Source organism: Pseudomonas sp. FW305-20 (assembly GCF_058788075.1).
On sequence record NZ_JBYTAJ010000005.1, the window covers coordinates 130,032 to 147,244 of the forward strand.

General features: G+C 59.8%; 14 protein-coding genes and 1 pseudogene. 10 read left to right on the top strand and 5 right to left on the bottom strand.

Annotation, left to right across the window (positions count from 1 at the left end):
* Positions 1–39 precede the first annotated feature (39 nt).
* From AC3WP4_RS06430 to AC3WP4_RS06475, 10 genes and pseudogenes are all read left to right on the top strand, one after another.
* The gene (locus tag AC3WP4_RS06430) at positions 40–1,434 is read left to right on the top strand and encodes an ethanolamine ammonia-lyase subunit EutB (protein WP_102616765.1); all 1,395 of its coding nucleotides are present in this window, start codon (positions 40–42) and stop codon (positions 1,432–1,434) included.
* A gap of 8 nt (positions 1,435–1,442) precedes the next feature.
* Entirely contained in the window at positions 1,443–2,267 is an 825-nt protein-coding gene (gene eutC, locus AC3WP4_RS06435; protein ID WP_173860470.1) for an ethanolamine ammonia-lyase subunit EutC, read from the top strand.
* A gap of 112 nt (positions 2,268–2,379) precedes the next feature.
* Positions 2,380–2,841 (top strand): GNAT family N-acetyltransferase, encoded by a 462-nt coding sequence (locus AC3WP4_RS06440; RefSeq protein ID WP_074871233.1) that lies wholly within the window; start codon positions 2,380–2,382, stop codon positions 2,839–2,841.
* Positions 2,842–3,081: 240 nt separating this feature from the next.
* Positions 3,082–3,738, top strand: a complete 657-nt coding sequence (locus tag AC3WP4_RS06445) for a DedA family protein (protein ID WP_102616763.1) — start codon at positions 3,082–3,084, stop codon at positions 3,736–3,738.
* A gap of 6 nt (positions 3,739–3,744) precedes the next feature.
* Positions 3,745–4,557, top strand: coding sequence for a M90 family metallopeptidase (locus tag AC3WP4_RS06450; protein ID WP_102616762.1), 813 nt, complete (start codon positions 3,745–3,747; stop codon positions 4,555–4,557).
* Between the two features lie 113 nt (positions 4,558–4,670).
* Positions 4,671–5,198: an inorganic diphosphatase gene (ppa, locus tag AC3WP4_RS06455; RefSeq protein WP_028620880.1), complete on the top strand. Its 528-nt coding sequence runs from the start codon at positions 4,671–4,673 to the stop codon at positions 5,196–5,198.
* Positions 5,199–5,421: 223 nt separating this feature from the next.
* On the top strand, positions 5,422–6,174 hold the full coding sequence (locus AC3WP4_RS06460; RefSeq protein ID WP_074871240.1) for a S24 family peptidase: 753 nt from the start codon (positions 5,422–5,424) through the stop codon (positions 6,172–6,174).
* 174 nt (positions 6,175–6,348) lie between these two features.
* On the top strand, positions 6,349–6,564 hold the full coding sequence (locus AC3WP4_RS06465; RefSeq protein ID WP_074871242.1) for a hypothetical protein: 216 nt from the start codon (positions 6,349–6,351) through the stop codon (positions 6,562–6,564).
* Between the two features lie 105 nt (positions 6,565–6,669).
* A complete protein-coding gene (locus AC3WP4_RS06470; protein WP_102616761.1) occupies positions 6,670–6,909 on the top strand; it encodes a type II toxin-antitoxin system RelB/DinJ family antitoxin in 240 nt (79 codons plus the stop codon).
* Between the two features lie 288 nt (positions 6,910–7,197).
* Positions 7,198–7,692: pseudogene (locus AC3WP4_RS06475) on the top strand (DUF1016 N-terminal domain-containing protein); the annotation flags it as partial.
* 175 nt (positions 7,693–7,867) lie between these two features.
* Here the strand turns inward: AC3WP4_RS06475 and AC3WP4_RS06480 are convergent.
* From AC3WP4_RS06480 to AC3WP4_RS06500, 5 genes are read right to left on the bottom strand one after another with little or no spacing between them, the layout of a single operon-like run.
* Positions 7,868–8,671 (bottom strand): YfaP family protein, encoded by an 804-nt coding sequence (locus AC3WP4_RS06480; protein ID WP_102616760.1) that lies wholly within the window; start codon positions 8,669–8,671, stop codon positions 7,868–7,870.
* Between the two features lie 3 nt (positions 8,672–8,674).
* Positions 8,675–10,294: a DUF2300 domain-containing protein gene (locus AC3WP4_RS06485; RefSeq protein ID WP_102650638.1), complete on the bottom strand. Its 1,620-nt coding sequence runs from the start codon at positions 10,292–10,294 to the stop codon at positions 8,675–8,677.
* A 1-nt stretch (position 10,295) separates the two neighbouring features.
* Complete coding sequence (locus tag AC3WP4_RS06490; protein WP_102615749.1) at positions 10,296–14,861, bottom strand: alpha-2-macroglobulin family protein; 4,566 nt, start codon at positions 14,859–14,861, stop codon at positions 10,296–10,298.
* Positions 14,858–15,508, bottom strand: coding sequence for a DUF1175 domain-containing protein (locus AC3WP4_RS06495; RefSeq protein WP_074871252.1), 651 nt, complete (start codon positions 15,506–15,508; stop codon positions 14,858–14,860). The genes AC3WP4_RS06490 and AC3WP4_RS06495 overlap by 4 nt, the downstream gene beginning before the upstream one ends.
* Positions 15,493–17,205: a DUF2138 domain-containing protein gene (locus AC3WP4_RS06500; protein WP_102615748.1), complete on the bottom strand. Its 1,713-nt coding sequence runs from the start codon at positions 17,203–17,205 to the stop codon at positions 15,493–15,495. The genes AC3WP4_RS06495 and AC3WP4_RS06500 overlap by 16 nt, the downstream gene beginning before the upstream one ends.
* Positions 17,206–17,213 lie beyond the last annotated feature (8 nt).

Below are 17,213 nucleotides of genomic sequence, written 5' to 3' on the forward strand. Positions count from 1 at the left end.
ACGGCGCAGGCCCTGCCTGCGCCGTCACGGAGAATCTGTATGGCAAGTTTTGCTCACTCGGTCGGCGCCCAGACCTATCGCTTCGAGAGTCTCAAGGACGTCATGGCCAAGGCCAGTCCGGCGCGTTCCGGGGACTTTCTGGCCGGCGTTGCCGCCCTCAATGACGGCGAACGGGTAGCCGCGCAGATGGCCCTCGCCAATATCCCCCTCAGCCACTTCCTGCAAGAAGTACTCATTCCGTACGAGGCCGATGAAGTCACCCGTCTGATCATCGACACCCACGACAAACAAGCCTTCGCCGCCGTCAACCACCTCACCGTCGGCGGCTTTCGCGACTGGCTGCTCAGCGATGCCGCGGACGAACAGAGCCTGCGCGCCCTCGCGCCCGGCCTGACCCCGGAAATGGCCGCCGCCGTGTCGAAGATCATGCGCGTGCAGGATCTGGTGCTGGTCGCGCAGAAAATTCGAGTTGTTACAAAATTCCGCGGCACGATGGGCCTGCGCGGTCGGCTATCCACCCGCCTGCAACCCAACCACCCCACCGATGAACCCGCCGGTATCGCCGCGAGCATTCTCGACGGTCTGCTGTACGGAAACGGCGACGCGATGATCGGCATCAACCCGGCCACCGACAGCATCGCCTCGATCTGCGCCATGCTGGAAATGCTCGACGCGATCATCCAGCGCTACGAAATTCCTACACAAGCCTGCGTGCTGACCCACGTCACCACGTCCATTGAAGCGATCAATCGCGGCGTGCCGCTGGACCTGGTGTTCCAGTCGATCGCCGGCACCGAAGCGGCGAACGCCAGTTTTGGTATCAACCTGAACGTGCTGCAGGAAGGCTACGACGCCGGTTTGAGCCTGAATCGCGGGACGCTGGGGCAGAACCTGATGTATTTCGAAACCGGTCAAGGCAGCGCCTTGTCAGCCAACGCCCACCACGGCATCGATCAACAGACCTGCGAAACCCGCGCCTACGCCGTGGCGCGACATTTCAAACCGTTCCTGGTGAACACCGTTGTAGGATTCATCGGCCCGGAATACCTCTACAACGGTAAACAGATCATCCGCGCCGGCCTTGAAGACCACTTCTGCGGCAAGCTCCTGGGCGTGCCCATGGGTTGCGACATCTGTTATACCAACCACGCCGAAGCCGACCAGGACGACATGGACACCCTGCTGACCCTGCTGGGCGTGGCCGGGATCAACTTCATCATGGGCATCCCCGGTTCCGACGACATCATGCTCAACTACCAGACCACGTCGTTCCACGACGCGCTTTACGCCCGCCAGACGCTGGGCCTGAAACCTGCGCCGGAATTCGAACAATGGCTGGCGAGAATGGGCATTTTCACCCAGGCAGACGGCAAGATTCACTTCGGCGACAGCCTGCCGCCGGCTTTCCGCCAAGCGATGGCACAACTGGGATGAGTGTTGAAATGGACAAACCACCTGCTGACCCACAGAACCCGTTGCTGGAACTGCGTCGCCTGACGCCGGCACGGATCGCTTTGGGTAGAACCGGCACCAGCATGCCGACCAGCGCGCAGCTGGATTTCCAGTACGCCCACGCGCAGGCACGGGACGCGGTGCACTTGCCGTTCGACTCTGCCGGGCTCAGCGCACAACTGGCTGAACGCGGGCGAGCCAGTTTGCAGCTTCACAGCGCCGCTACGGACCGGAACAGTTATTTGCAACGCCCCGATCTAGGGCGAAAGCTGAGTGATGAGTCGGCTCAGGCGCTGCGCGATTACGCATTGAGCCATCCCGACGGTGTCGATCTGGCCATAGTCGTTGCCGATGGATTATCGGCACTGGCCGTTCATCGCCATACCCTGCCGTTTCTGGCGCGAATGGAAGATCAGATTGTGAATGACGGCTGGTCCGTCTCACCGGTCATTCTGGTGGAACAGGGCCGTGTCGCGGTAGCCGATGAGATCGGCGAACTGCTGGGGGCGAAAATGGTGGTGATCCTGATCGGCGAACGCCCTGGCCTCAGTTCCCCGGACAGCCTGGGACTGTATTTCACCTACAATCCAAAGGTCGGGCTGACGGATGCCTATCGCAATTGCATCTCCAACGTTCGACTCGAAGGCCTGAGTTACGGCATGGCAGCGCACCGCTTGCTGTACTTGATGCGCGAGGCCTGTCGGCGGCAGTTGTCAGGAGTCAATCTCAAGGACGAAGCCCAGGTTCTGACACTGGAGTCGGAAGAGGGGGCGGACGTGAAAGGTAATTTCCTACTGAGCCCGTCGGATACCTGAACCGTTTCCGCATTGCGTTTCTATCCATGTTTCAGGCAGGATCGATGCACGGCCGCCAGGGTTTCCCGTCGCCGTCCCCATGTAAGACAGCCACTTGAAGACGAGACCTACCATGCGGATTATTCAAGCGACCCTCGAACACCTGGACCTGTTGACGCCGTTATTCGTTAAATATCGCGAGTTTTATGGCTCCCTGGCTTACCCCGACTCGTCCCGGGCATTCCTTGAAAAACGCCTGCGTCGCAAGGAGTCGGTGATCTACCTGGCCCTGGCCGATGACGACAGCAACAAACTGATGGGTTTCTGTCAGCTGTATCCGAGCTTTTCGTCCCTTTCGCTGAAGCGCGTGTGGATCCTCAACGACATCTACGTTGCCGAAGAGGCCCGCCGCCAGTTGGTGGCCGACAACCTCATCCGCACCGCGAAAAAAATGGCCAAGGAAACCAACGCTGTACGCATGCGCGTTTCCACCAGCAGCAATAACGAAGTCGCGCAGAAAACCTACGAATCCATCGGGTTCAAGGAAGACACCGAGTTCAAGAACTACGTGTTGCCGATCAGCGAGGAGCTCTGATCCGCCTCAATACCTGTGGGAGCGGCGGTGCGACGATTCGACTTGCTCGCTCCCACAGTGGTCCATACCAACCGTTGATCCTGTCGACATTCCCCGCTACAAACTCAACGCGCTTTTCACCTGTCAGACCGTATAATGCCGACCTTTCCGGCTTGTAAGAAAAACTACACCCGTCTGTAGCCTTTCGCGAAGTCATCCGCACAGGCCTGCCGAGTCGGGCCGTCACCTCAGGTGCTCTCCATGGATTTCAACCCGCTCGACCTTATCCTGCATCTCGATGTTTACCTCGATTTGCTGGTAACCAACTACGGGCCATGGATTTACGCCATTCTGTTTCTGGTGATCTTCTGCGAAACCGGTCTGGTGGTGATGCCGTTCCTGCCGGGCGATTCCCTGCTGTTTATCGCGGGTGCCGTTGCGGCCGGTGGCGGCATGGACCCGGTGCTGCTGGGCGGCCTGCTGATGCTGGCGGCGATCCTTGGCGACAGCACCAACTATGTGATCGGACGAACGGCGGGTGAGCGTTTGTTCAGCAACCCGAACTCGAAAATCTTCCGCCGCGACTACCTGCAGCAAACCCACGACTTCTACGACAAACACGGCGGCAAAACCGTGACCCTGGCGCGTTTCCTGCCGATCATCCGCACCTTTGCACCGTTCGTCGCCGGCGTGGCGAAAATGCCGTATCCGCGGTTCTTTGCCTTCAGCGTTCTCGGCACCATCCTGTGGGTCGGTGGCCTGGTGACCCTCGGTTACTTCTTCGGCAACGTACCGTTCATCAAACAAAACCTGTCGCTGCTGGTCGTGGGCATCATCCTGCTGTCGCTGGTACCGATGATCATCGGCATCATCCGCAGCCGCTTCGGCAACGCCGCGTCCAAAGCACAATCGCGCTGATTCACCATGTGGTCCCTGAGCGCCTGGCGTCGTCGGCGCACCTTGGCCAAACACCCGATTGCCGACGACATGTGGCAGCGGGTGCGTCATCACTTGAGTTTTCTCGATGGCCTCAGCGCCGCTGAAGACCGGTGGCTGCGTGAAGCCAGCGTGCTGTTCCTCCAGGACAAACACCTGACCGCCCTGCCCGGCGTCGAACTCCATCAGGAGCAGCGCCTGCTGCTTGCCGCCCAGGCGCAACTGCCGCTGCTGCACCTGGGCGATCTGAACTGGTATCAGGGTTTCCACGAAATCGTCCTCTATCCCGACGACTTTCTCAGCCCCCAGCGCCATCGCGACGCCAGCGGTGTCGAGCACGAATGGGACGGCGAACACAGCGGCGAAGCCTGGCAGCAAGGCCCGATCATCCTCGCCTGGCCCGGCGTGATGGCCAGTGGTGGCTGGGAAGGCTACAACCTGGTGATCCACGAACTCGCGCATAAACTCGACATGCTCAACGGCGACGCCAACGGCCTGCCGCCACTGCACGCCGACATGCGGGTCAGCGATTGGGCCAAAGTCATGCAAGAGGCCTACGACGACCTTGATCGGCAACTGGACCACAATCCCGACGCTGACACCGCCATCGACCCGTACGCGGCGGAAAACCCCGCCGAGTTTTTCGCAGTCACCAGCGAATACTTCTTCAGCGCCCCGGATTTGCTGCACGAGGCGTATCCTCAGGTCTATGAGCAGCTGAAGCTGTTTTATCGCCAGGACCCGCTACCCCGGCTGCGGCAACTTCTGGCCGAGAACCCGGTCTATCAGGCACGCGACTAAGGTCTCTACGACCTCTGGTACATAGCATCGGCGGCGGAATATGCCTATAATCGCCGCCACTTTTTGGTCAATCCGGCCAAGTGATTTTGGTCAACTAACGGGGGCAACGCCCAATGAGCTACAGCAAGATTCCGGCTGGCAAAGACCTGCCGAACGACATCTACGTCGCGATCGAGATTCCGGCCAACCACGCGCCGATCAAATACGAAATCGACAAAGACAGCGATTGCCTGTTCGTTGACCGTTTCATGGCCACCCCGATGTTCTACCCGGCCAACTACGGTTTCATCCCGAACACCCTGGCTGACGACGGTGACCCCCTCGACGTGCTGGTCGTGACCCCTTACCCGGTAGCGCCAGGTTCGGTCATCCGCGCCCGTCCGGTCGGCATCCTGCACATGACCGACGACGGCGGCGGCGATGCCAAAGTCATCGCAGTCCCACACGACAAGCTGTCCCAGCTGTACGTCGACGTGAAGGAATACACCGATCTGCCACCTCTGCTGCTGGAACAGATCAAGCACTTCTTCGAGAACTACAAAGACCTCGAAAAAGGCAAATGGGTGAAGATCGAAGGCTGGGGCGACGCAGAAGCCGCTCGCACCGAGATCATGAAGTCGGTTGCTGCCTATAAAGGCTGATAGCCGTCTCTCACGAACGGCTGTAACGAGAAACCCCGGTTGATCCGGGGTTTTTTGTGGGTGCCTGAAAACCCTGTTCAACAGCACATTTAACTGGCGGGCGAACCGGTTTTTTCTTGTTTAATTTTTACAAAAGACGTCTTACATCAGGACTTAAATTTCACGCCAGATTTGAACGTTTTGTTGAATCAAAGCCTTATGCCGCACGGCTAGACTCGTGTTTATGAAAAAGAACAAAACCTGCGGTCCACGATTCAGAATGCTCCTGAAAGAGCTACAAATCACGACAACGAGATTTGCCGAATTCCTGGGCATTTCCGATCCTCAAACTGTCCATAACTGGTACACCCGCGGAGTGCCTGACTACCGCATGGAAGATGTCGCCAGAAGACTGTCCGTAAACACTGAATGGCTGAAAACCGGCGAAGGTCCCCAAGACGCCCGGGAATTGCACCTGATCGACGCGTCCGGCAACACCTTCGACGCACAGTCAATCCGGGGCACCTATCGGGTCATCGACCCAGTCGATATCGAACTCCCCTTTTACAAAGAAACGGCCACAGCCCCCGGCTCCGATAAAACCCATGTCATCAAAGACCCCAGCGAATCGATCCGCTTCCCGCGCAGCGATCTTGACTCCCTGGAAATCAACCACGCCGATGCCATCTGCGCCCGCATGGTTGGCAATAGCATGGCCGAAAGAATTGAAGATGGCTCCATCGTCGCCATCGACCGCGGGCTCACGCAAATTGTCGACGGAGAGATTTACGCAATCGAGCACGACGGCATGTTGCGCATCAAATACCTGAGCCGGGTACCAGGCAACGCGATACGCATGCGCAGCCACAACAGCTCCGATTACCCGGACGAAGTCTTCCGGCCGCCACAAATCGAAGAACAAAACATAAGGGTTCTGGGATGGGTGTTCTGGTGGTCAACCCTGAACAAACGCAGGCCACCGATACCTTTTCTGTAAACACATAACTGTGTAGCAGCTGGCGAAGCCTGCGTTCGGCTGCGTAGCAGTCGTGAACCCAGTATCCGCGGTGTACCTGAAACACCGGGTCAGATGGTTTTACGACTGCTACGCAGCCGAACGCAGGCTTCGCCAGCTGCTACACGTCACTGCAATCGCTCTAGGTCGCACACCATGCTGGGAATTCTGCAAAAAAATCAGTATGCTGCGCCCCACATTTGCGCATCGACCCGCCTCGCGGCGTCAGATCGCACCGACAAGGCAGATGACTTTCTCGCCGAGTCCCACAGCCGGACGCAAGATCCGGGTGTACGTTTTGAAGGCTGGCGCGGTTTACCAAAAATGAACCAAGCCAGTCCCCGAGAAGCCGGCCACAAGCCGGCTTTTTAATGTCTGGAAGAAAGCATGCCTGTCATCTGAAACTCTGAACGAGGGGTAGTCGGGCCAGCGCCGCAATTGCCACCGTAACGACAAACGTCATTACAGGTATCCACCATGGCTCCCATCAACATCCGCATTGACGATGATCTGAAGCAGCGTTCATTTGCTGAGCTGGAAAAGCTCGGGGTAACGCCTTCCGAACTCCTGCGCCAAACTCTTCAATACGTCGCCGAACGCGGGAAACTGCCTTTCAAAGCAGCATTACTCAGCGAAGAGGATGAAATCCTTATCGCCGTGGTCACCGAACGTCTTGCCGCCCCTCAGCGAGTCAAGGTAAGTCTGGATGACCTATAGCCTTGAATTTGATCGTCCCCCTTTGAAAGAGTGAAACAAGCCAAGCGAAAGATGCACAGGATCGAATTAATCATCAATGCTGACCTACTTCTTGCATTCGGCAACAGAAGCCTAAAAGTAAGCAACGTCCCTTTCTTCTGAAGGAAATATCCTTGAAAGCCCAACCTGCTTGCGCACGATAAATGCGCTTACTAATCTTCGCGCTCCGCCGAAAAAGCCATAAGGGATAAAAGCATGAGCGACACCCCCGCTAGTCTGAGCATGCCTCCCGACGGCTAAGGCGATTGGCTGATCGATCTTAAAAGCCGCATCCATAATGCCCAGCAGCGTGCCACTCTGGCGGTGAACCGCGAGCTGGTGCTGCTGAACTGGCAGATAGGTCAGGATATTTTGACCCGCCAAACACAGCAGGGTTGGGGGACTAAGGTCATCGACCGCTTGGCTCAGGATTTACGCGCGGCTTTTCCGGATATGAAAGGGTTTTCCCCACGCAACCTCAAATACATGCGCGCTTTTGCTGGCGCGTGGCCGGACGCGGAATTTGTGCAAGAGGTGCTTGCACAATTGCCGTGGTATCACCAGATAGCGCTTCTGGACAAATTGTCCAGTCCTGAAACCCGCCGCTGGTATGCCGCCCAGGCCATCAAGCACAACTGGTCGCGCAACATCTTGGTAATGCAGATCGAGACCCGTCTGCTGGAGCGCAGCGGCAAGGCCGTCAGCAACTTCGATAGCCAGTTGCCCAAACCGCAATCCGACCTTGCCCGCGAATCACTGAAAGATCTCGTTGGTGGAATCCTTGCCGGCAGAGCTTCAAACCAGCCTGCCCAGCATCGAACAGATTGAGCGCGAGCTGGCCAGTGATGACGCCTTCATGGAGGACGAATCGCAATAATCGGACAACCAAGGATCGGGGACTGCAGCTACGTAAAAACGCTGCGGTTGCTTTATTTCACCCTCACGGATAACTAAACCCCTTAACCAACGTCAACTCCCCCACCGCCCGCATCGGCACCAAAAAAGTCTCCATCTTCTCGTCCGGCGTCCCTTCCTCCGTAATCACAGTCACCTGCGCCGTCGTCAGCGGCTGAACCGCGTCCTCTTGCCCTTCCTCATCACTCCGATACCCACCTCCAAAGTAGTTCACATACACCAAATACTGCCCCTTGATCGGCGCCGGCATGGCGAAGATTTCCGGGCCGTAGCCCGTCGTCACGTCCACATCCAGCGCCGCCCCATTAGGCACAACGCGGTCGCCGTACCAGATGTGGGCGCCGTCGGGTGTGATGAGGTGCAAGTCGAGGTCGGTGCCGTCACTGTCCCAAGCCAGTAGCACCCGCAACTTCGCCGGAGTGGCCCCGCCGCTGGCGTTGAGGAATTGCGTGCGATGCCGTTGCTGGCCATCGGGGCTGCGGACTTCGACGCTGTTGCTGCCATTGGGGAATGAGAACGGACGATCAAAGCGTCCAGCAGCATCGATTTTCAGCGGCATGCTGACGCCGTTGACGATCAACCGGCCTGGCTCGCCGGACTTGGGCGTCGCGTTGATTTGTCCGGTGATGCGTGCAGTGTTGGCCTGCCCCGCCGGGGTGTTCACCGAGGAGGCCGGGTAGTTGACGATCTGGCGAAAGCTTTCGCCTTCGCCTGCCGGCGCGCCAGTGCGCCAGCCGCCAACGGGGGTGTCAAGTTTGGCGGCGAAGGTCGTCGGCCCTACGCAAAAGGAGCAGAGGAACAGGAAGACCTGTGGGTAACGGAGTTTCATGGCCTATTCCAGCAAGAGGTGGCGGGCGAGCCCTTCGATGTAGGTTTCATCCTGGCCGTTGGGGTGTGCTTCGAAGGCCAGGTGCAGGTATTCGTGGGTCAGGTCGAGGCGGTCTTGCAGCGACAACACGCCGCGCACGTAAATGCGCTGGCGTTCGCGGTCGACATAGGGGCGGCCGAAGGCCAGGCGGCAGACGGCGAAGGTGCTGACTTCGTTGTAGCCAACCTCGCTTTCCAGGCGCGGACGCCAGCCGCGGCGTTGGTTCACCAGCCAGTCTTGCGCGGCGGGGAGCGCTTCGCAGGAAGCGACTGGATTGTCCCAGCGGCTGAGGCTGGCGCGGGGATAGGCGTGGAGCAGGATGGCGTCGTAGCGTTGGCCCGCGTTGGCTTGTTCGACGGCTTGCTGCCAGGAGAGTTTGTTCGGGCCGGGCTGGTCGGAGTGGTAGGTAACGTTGCTGCCGGCGAGGACCAGGTCGCTGGTCCAGGCGGCGATGTGGCGTGACTCGGCGGTGGCTGGACGTGGAGCGACGCGTTGGCGGCTGCTGCTGTCGTCGATGCTCAGGCAGTCGCCGTTGCGAGTGGCGTTTTGCAGCAGGTACGTGCGGATGGCGATGGCCAAAGCCTTGGCGGCTTCGGCGGGTTCGGGTCTGGCTTCGCGTTGCAGGACGCGGGCGACGTATTCTTCGCGGTCCAGACGGGCGATCAGTTTGTCTTTCAGCAAAAACAGTTCGCCGTCGCTGTGGATATCGAGTTGGTTGCCATTGGTGAATTCGACGCGGTAATCGCCCAGCAAGGGCCCGGACTCAACAACACGATCTCCCGCCAGAACGCGCCCGATGGGGTAGCGTGAAAACAGCCCCACCTCGACACAGCGTCCTGCCTCCGAAGGCCAACTCACCGGCAACACCGAAGCCAGCGCCCCACCGTAGTGACGCAAGACCATTTGACTGGTCCCACGCCCACCCGCCCAAACCGGCGTGCCATCCACCGTCCACCCGGCAAACCCACCCTGGCGCGACGAAGGGTCCTGATCCCCCAACCAGCTCCAGGTTTTCACCCGCAATCGGCCGCCGAGTTCGCCCACGACATTGCCGTCAGCCGCCTTCAACACCACATCCAGCAACACCCGCCGCGCTTGATCCTGCGCTGGCATCACGGCTAGCACCTTAAGCAATTCAGCCACCGATACTCGCGTAGCAGGCTGCAACGAAGGCAAGTCCAGCAACCACTCCGGTGCCTGCCGCGCCTGCCAATACGTGCGCCAGTCTGCGCCAGCAATGCCCAGCCGTTGCGGTTCAAAGTACAAACCGCACGACTTCACCAAGGCCTGATCGCGCTCAATCTTACCGCCCGCCGTGCAGCAATAAACTTCGTCTTTCGACTGACCGCGACATTCGTAAGCCGGCTCATGGGCGTTGGTCTCCACCAGCCAGCCATAGACAAACAACTTCCACACACTGCCCAGCGGCGTCTGCAGATCAGCAGGCAACGGCTCGCGCGCGATCACCTGAGTCTGGCTCAACGACAGCAACTCACCCTTGAAGCCAAGCCGCAGCGGTTCGTCCTGCGCTGTCGCCAGCGCAGGGATCAAGCAAAGCAGCCACCAGACCAGAGGTCGGGTCATGTCAGTTGACCGTGACCTGGCCCAGGGCCGGTTTCTGTTCCTGAGCCTGATGCTGGGGCGCGTAGACCTGAGTGAATCGCACCGGCGGCAGGTTGAACTGACCCTTCTGCGAGAAACGCACCAAATGACGCAGACGCAATTCGCCACTCAAGGCATCCACCGGAATCGCATAAGCCATTTGCCCCGGCTCGAAACGCGCTTTCTCCAACGCGGATGGTTCGGTGCCCGCCTTGCCCATGAGCTTGATGCCCCACGTGGTGCGCTCGACATCGGCGCCCGGTGGCAGCGGCACTTCGAGCATGCCGTAGCGCAGTGGTTTGGCGGCTTTGCTGGTGATGATCACTTCGTCCAGATACAGGCTGTCGCTGGACAACGGTTTGTTGCCGACCGCTTCCAGTTTGAAGGTGAAGGCTTCGTCGCCCGGCACCAGACGCGACAGCCGTCGGGTGATGGTTACGGCCATCGGATCAACCAGAGGTTGTTGGGTCTGGAAGCTCAAGGCCGCTCGCAACGGACGCTCTTGCGTACCGGTCAGCGACAGCACGGCGGGCACTGTCTCAGCACCCTGCCACGTCCAGTAAATCTCACCGGTATCACCGTACTTTTTCTTCCAGCCTTCACCCGGTGCCAGTGCAATGGTGGGCGAAGCCTGTTCGATGCTGCGCTGCAACCAGGTCAGCGCCAATGCGCGTTCCAGGGTCGATTGCTGTGGCAACAATCGTTGCAACAATGCTTGCGCGTGAGCCTGATCGAAGGCTTGCAGCGACAGGTTCAAGGCTTCGGCAAACGGCTGCGAGCTGACGGCCAAACGCTGTTGCGCATCAGCCAGTTGACGATTGAAGGCGTCTGGCAGAGTCACCTTCGATTGCTTAGCCAAAGAGGCCGTCAGCGCACGAGCAGCCGCCAGACCCAACGCCGAATCCGGATCGCTCATGACGATACTGTCTTCGCCATCCTCCATCAGGTTCGCCGCATGGCCCTCGCCTGCTTTCGCCAAGTCATCCATCAAACCGCTGAGCAAGGTGTTCACCGGCAATTGCATCTGCTTGGCGAACGACAGAATCAGCGCCCGCTGCAGCAGCGGCGTGTTTTTCGCCTGCTTCGAATAGACTTCCAGCACCCGCTGCCAATGCTCCGGCGGCAGGCTCAGTTCCAAGGCTTTGCTGGCGTGCCAGTCGGCGTAGTAAGCGTAAGCGGTGAGGAACGCATCCGGTTCACCGTCCATGCCCCACCAGGTGAAGCTCGCCGAAGGCCCGGCCATTTGCACCAGGCGCAGACGGCTGTTCTGCATGATCAGACGCAAGCGATCACGGATTTGCGGATTCGACGACAAGGTCGGATACGCAATGCTCAGCGGCAGCAAACGACTGGCCGTTTGTTCGACGCCGCCGTACGGGTAACCCAACAGATCGTCGAGTGCCGAGCGGAACAGCGCTTGCGGACTGTCATCCAGACGCAGGCGAATCTCCGTCGCATCCGCTGGCAAGGTCAGCGGCGTATCACCGCTGGCCACGTCCAGGCTTTGGCTCTGCGTCACCTGCCAGCCTTCGCCGGTCGCGGTCAGCCGCACAGCCAGGGCATCAGCCATTTTGCCGTCCTGCACCAGCTCAGCCGTCCACTCGCCACTGGCCAGCGCGAACGCCGGCAGCGCGATGTAGTTGATGCCGTTGTTCAGCGTCACGGGGACGCGTTGTTCGGTACCGCCGAAATGAATCACCAGCTCAGCCTTGACCGGTTTCTCGGCCTGACTGAACGCGAACACGCCGAGATCCGGTTTGTCGCCGTTGCGGAATTTGGTCGGGCCGCTCCACTTCAGGTACAGCGGTTTTTCCGAGCGTACGAATTGTTTCTTCTGCCCGACCTGACCGTCATCGGCGATGGCCCGGGCGGTGATGCGCCAGCGGGTCAGCGAGTCCGGCATCTTGAAGGTGAAACGGGTTTTGCCGTTGGCGTCGGTGATCAATTCCGGCTGCCACGCGGCAGTGTCGACGTCTTCACGACGCGGCCGCTCCAGCACTTTCACGCCCCGCTCGCTACGGTTGGCTTTGCCCGGTGCACCAGGGCTGCCCGGCAATGCCACGTCGTAGCTGATGAATGACAGGCTGGCGCTGGTGCGCACGTTGTTGCGACGCGGGTGGTAGAAAAACTGGTCGATGGTCGGCGCCACTTCCGGTTGCAACGCGTAGACCATTTCGTCCACCACGCTGACCGTCAGGTGCGCTGGAACTGGCTTGCCAGCGAACTGTGTGGTCAAGTCCACCGACACGGTATCGCCCGGCTGATACGCCTCTTTATCGGTGACGATGGCCACGTCGATTTGCGGCGCGATTACCTTGATGCCGGCGTTCTGGAAGCTGTACTGACCGCCCTTGGTGTAGAGCACCGAGAACGTCAGGTTCGGCGCAAAATTGTCCTTCACCGGGATCCGCGCGCGGTATTGGGTCTCGCTGAGTTTTTCCATTTTCAGCCAGTCGCCGCCCTTGGACAGCAGCGCTGTGGCCTCGACCTTGTCGCGCTCCAAGGACAGCAGCGCATCGATGATCGGTTCAGGGAACGTGATCAATGCCAGCGCTTCGTCGCCAGACTTGTACTCGGGTTTATCGAGGACAATTTCCACGGTGCCCGGCACGGCTTTGACGCCGTCACCCGTAACCGAATGACCGGTGGCGCCCACCACGCGGCCATGGTCATCCTTCAACGTCAGGTTGTAAGTACCCGGACGGTCGAAGGCCAGGGTGAAGCCTTTGTCTTTCGCGGCGAGTTTGCCTTCGCCAACCGTCTGGTCTTCCAGGCGCACCCAGCTATAGCTGCTCGGCGTCACCGCTTTGCTTTGTTCGCTGCCGCCTTCGTTCAAGTAGCTGAACGCAACCTTGTCGCCCACCGCGCTAAAACGCTGGGGCGCGCGCAGGCTGAAACTCGCCGCGCCGCGGTCGATGAGGATTTCCTTGGTGGTCTTGACCCGATACGCCGCGCCATCGCTGGCGAACACGGTGAGCATGTAGCGGCTCGGCTTCTCGGCCGCCGGCAGATCCAGCGTCGCGTTGCCCTTGGAATCGGTGGTCAGTTCGGTGCTGGTCAGCTCAACCGGGAATTGCCCGAGGTATTGCAGTTCGTTGTCGACCATCGACAGTTGTTGGGCGCGCAGGCTCAGGCTCAACTTGGCGTTCGCCACCGGTTTGCCGTCCGGGTAGAGCAGCACGAGGCTGCCCTTCACCGATTCGCCAGTGCGGTAATCCTGCTTGGCCAGGTTCAGGGAAATCTCGAAGTGCGGCTTGATGTATTCGGCGACACGAAAGGCACTGCTGTAGGCCTGATCCTTGTAGCTGAAACGCAGCTCGTAACCACCCGCCACCGCGTTATCCGGCAACTGGAAACGGCCTTGAGTGCCGGCCTTGGAATCGAGTTTCAGCGCCAGCGATTGCAGCGCCGTGCCGGTGGCATCGAGCACGGTCACGTTGACGTCGGCAGCAGTGGGCAGCACAGAGTCGCGGGCGTTCTTGAATTCGCGACCGACGATCTTCAGCGACACCCAATCCCCCGGCCGGTACAGCGGCCGGTCGGTGAAGGCATAGAGTTTGGTGTCGTAGATTTCGCTGTCGTAGTAGAAGTTTTCGGAGACAAACACCCCGCCCTCTTCGTCCTCGCCAATCACGAACGAACGCTCAGGGCTGACGTGTTTCAGACGCAGCAAACCATCGGCATCGGTGGCGCCACTGCTCATCACGCCGAGGCCATCGGTCCACAGCACATTCACCTTCGGCACCGAACTGCCTTGGTGTTTGCGCGCGGCCCACACCAGCAATTCATCACCGGCAATCTTGCTCACCGCCACGGTGTTGGAGACGAAGACCATGGTGGTCGCACGGTATTTGCCGATCAGCGCTTCCACCAGGTACAGGCCCGGTTTCAGATTGCCCAACGGGATGTACACGTTGCCCGGTGCAACGCTGACAAACTCACTGGAAGAACCAGCCAGGTTCACGCCTTCAGGCGGCTGGATCGGTTTGGCTTGCCACAGCGGATAGCGAAATTGACTGACCACCGGCAAGCCCGGAATCAGCGCGAATTGCGGCTGAGCATCGTAGGGCGTTGGCGCGGCCATGGCGGCGCCCATCTTCAGCTCCGGCACTTCCTCGGTGACTTGCTTGCGCGACTCGTAGGAGAACGCTCGCTGCATCACGCGACGGGATTTGCGGTACCAGTTGTCCCACAGGTACGCGAGGGTGTTCGACAGGCCTTCGCCCTTGAACTGACCGTCGCTGACTACGCGGTGCAAGTTCTTCTGGCGCTTGAGAAAATCCAGCGGCTTGTCGATGCGATATACGCGAATGTCGGCGCCGCCGTAAGGCTCCATGCGGAACCGACGGTAGTCGCGACCCGGTGCTTCGAGGCGAACCATCGCCTGTTCGTCGCTGGCAAAACTGCTGTCGGCCAGCAGGAAAAAGCTTTCGCCGGCCACCGGCGTGTAGCCACTCGGCTCGACGGTGTCTTCGGCGTTGACCGCCGAAAAAGGCAGCAACAGGACCAATAGCAGAGGCAGAAAACGCAACATGCGGGCACCGATCATTGGGAGAGGAAGTTCAGTCGATAGACGCCGATGAAGTTGGGGTTGGCTGCGTCGGGTATCCATCGGGTGTCCTTCCATGTCATGAGTTGCTGCAGGCTTGCGGAGCGCATGCCGTTGTCAGTGGGGGTGGTGGTGCCGGTGTGATAGGCGATGTAGCGGCCCATCCAGATCATCAGATGCTGGTCGTCGCCCTGATCGAAAAACATCAGGTCGCCGGGCCGGGCTTGCGCCAGATCGCGGCCGATCAAATGGCTGTTGAACTGAATCAGTTTGATCGCGTTGACGTACGGCCCGACCTTGCCGCCGCCCTGCTGCCATTGCTGGGCGAGGCCGCGTTGCGCCTCGCTCAGTTGCAGCTCTGGCGGCAGGTAACGGTTGGACAGGCCATTGCTGCGCAGCCATTTGTCGTCGTGGACTTTCAGCGCTTCGTTGGCGGCAAAACGGACCAGGCCCGCGCAGTCCTGCTGATACCAGCGCGGGCTCGGGCCTTGGGTCAGTTGTTCCTGGGCGATGCGCACGAACCAGGCGCGGAACACCTGGGATTGCTGCGGGTCCAGCGGTGCGGCGTCACCGGCAAATGCGCGACTGCCCAGCAACATCGCCAGCAGGCCGAGGCCTCGGATAAGTGCTGTCACAGGGCTTTCCATTCCAGTGGCAGCCATTGCCAGTGGCCGTCGGGTTCGCTGCCTTCGGGCAAGGTCAGGGCGTATTTACCGTAGCCGCCGAGCTTGCGCAGTTTCGGGATCAGGTAGGTTTGCGCGGCGTTGTAGAACACCGGTTCCATGTCCTGCGGCAGGCTGTCGAGGGTTTCCTGTTGCATCAGTTGCGCCATGGAATCCGGGCCGAAGTAGACCGGCATCAGCAGGTCTTTGGGCACCACGTCGGCCATCGGCGGGAAGCGTTTGTCGAGGGTACCGAGGGCTTTGTCCACCAGCTTGTCGTCGAGGGAAAACAGCAGCGTCGAACCGTGGCGCGCCAGGCTGACTTTCATGAACGCCTTGCCGGTGATCGCGTCCGGGTTCTCAGCATCCTTGGCCTTGTAAGGACCGAAATTGGAGCTGACCTGACGCTGCCATTGGTGGGTTGGGCCTTGCTGTTTCTCGATCACCGGGAACGCGTGCTCTTCGACGTTGCCTTCGTAGGCGCCGACCATCGAGCCGAACAGATTGCCCAGGTCGCCGTCGAGTTTGGCGCTGTCGTCATCGTTCAGGCTGGCCACCAGCAGCGGCGTGTACAACCGCGAATCGGCGTACCAGCACAGGCCAGCGGCACCGGCCATGTGTTCGGTCAGGGCCTGGGCCACTTTTTCTTCCGCGCCGAGTTTTACCAGTAGTGGTTTTTGTTGTTCGGCGGCGAGCGGCAAGGCGATGCAGGCACTGGCACCCATGGGCATGGCTTGCCAGATCGGTTTGAAATCGAAATCCGGCTGGTCGTCCAGTTCGTCCATGGCCAGAAAGCTGTGCCAGCCCTTGTCGTCCATGTCGAAACGCAGCCCGGCGAAGTTCGGGATGAAACGTTGATACCCCATGGCCAGAACGCTGGAATTGACCGACAGGCGTTGTTTCACCTCAGGCGTGCGCGGTGGCAGGCCGAAGGCTTCGGGGAAGAGTTTCTGGCCGCCGAGCAGTGCTTCCAGCGATTCAGTCGACACCATGCCGGGTTCTTCGACCGGACCGTGGCCGGCGTCATACAGTTTGGCCGGATTGGACAGCACCACCAGTTTGTCGCCATGCGAGGCGAACAGCAGCGCTTTGCTGTGGTTGTAGGTGAGTTGATAAAGCGGCACCACATCGCCGGCAACTTTGATTTCAACCAATTGGGTCAGCTGCGAATCATCCAGCGCTACTTTCGCCAGCGGCTCCAGCACCTTGGCCAGACCACCGCGATCCATCACCAACAAAAAGTCTTTCAGCCGACCATCCGCCCCACGCCACAGCGCCACGTCTGCCGGTTGATCGAAGAGCTGTTCGATCAAACTGTCCTGCAATTTCAGGTCATGTTCGTAAATGATCCGCCGCAGACTGCCGATCAAGCCGAGGCGATCAGCGTGCGCTTCGTAATAGAAGACGAAATCTTCGGTCAGGGTTTCCTTGAGGAACGGCACCGCCAGCAAATCCTTGGGCAACTGGCTCAAGGAGTGGGTTTCGAGCAGACCGTCCGGCCGGCTCATGCCCAGTTTGTCGCTGGCCAACTCCGCCGGCGGCGCCTTGGGTTTGTGCATGAACCAGCCCAACCCGGCCGCGACGCCCGCCACCAGGATCAGCCCGGCCAGCAGCACCGGCCAGCGGCGAGGAGTTTTGGCTGCAGGCGTTTCGGCGGCCGGAGAAACAGTGTTATCGCTCATGTTCACAA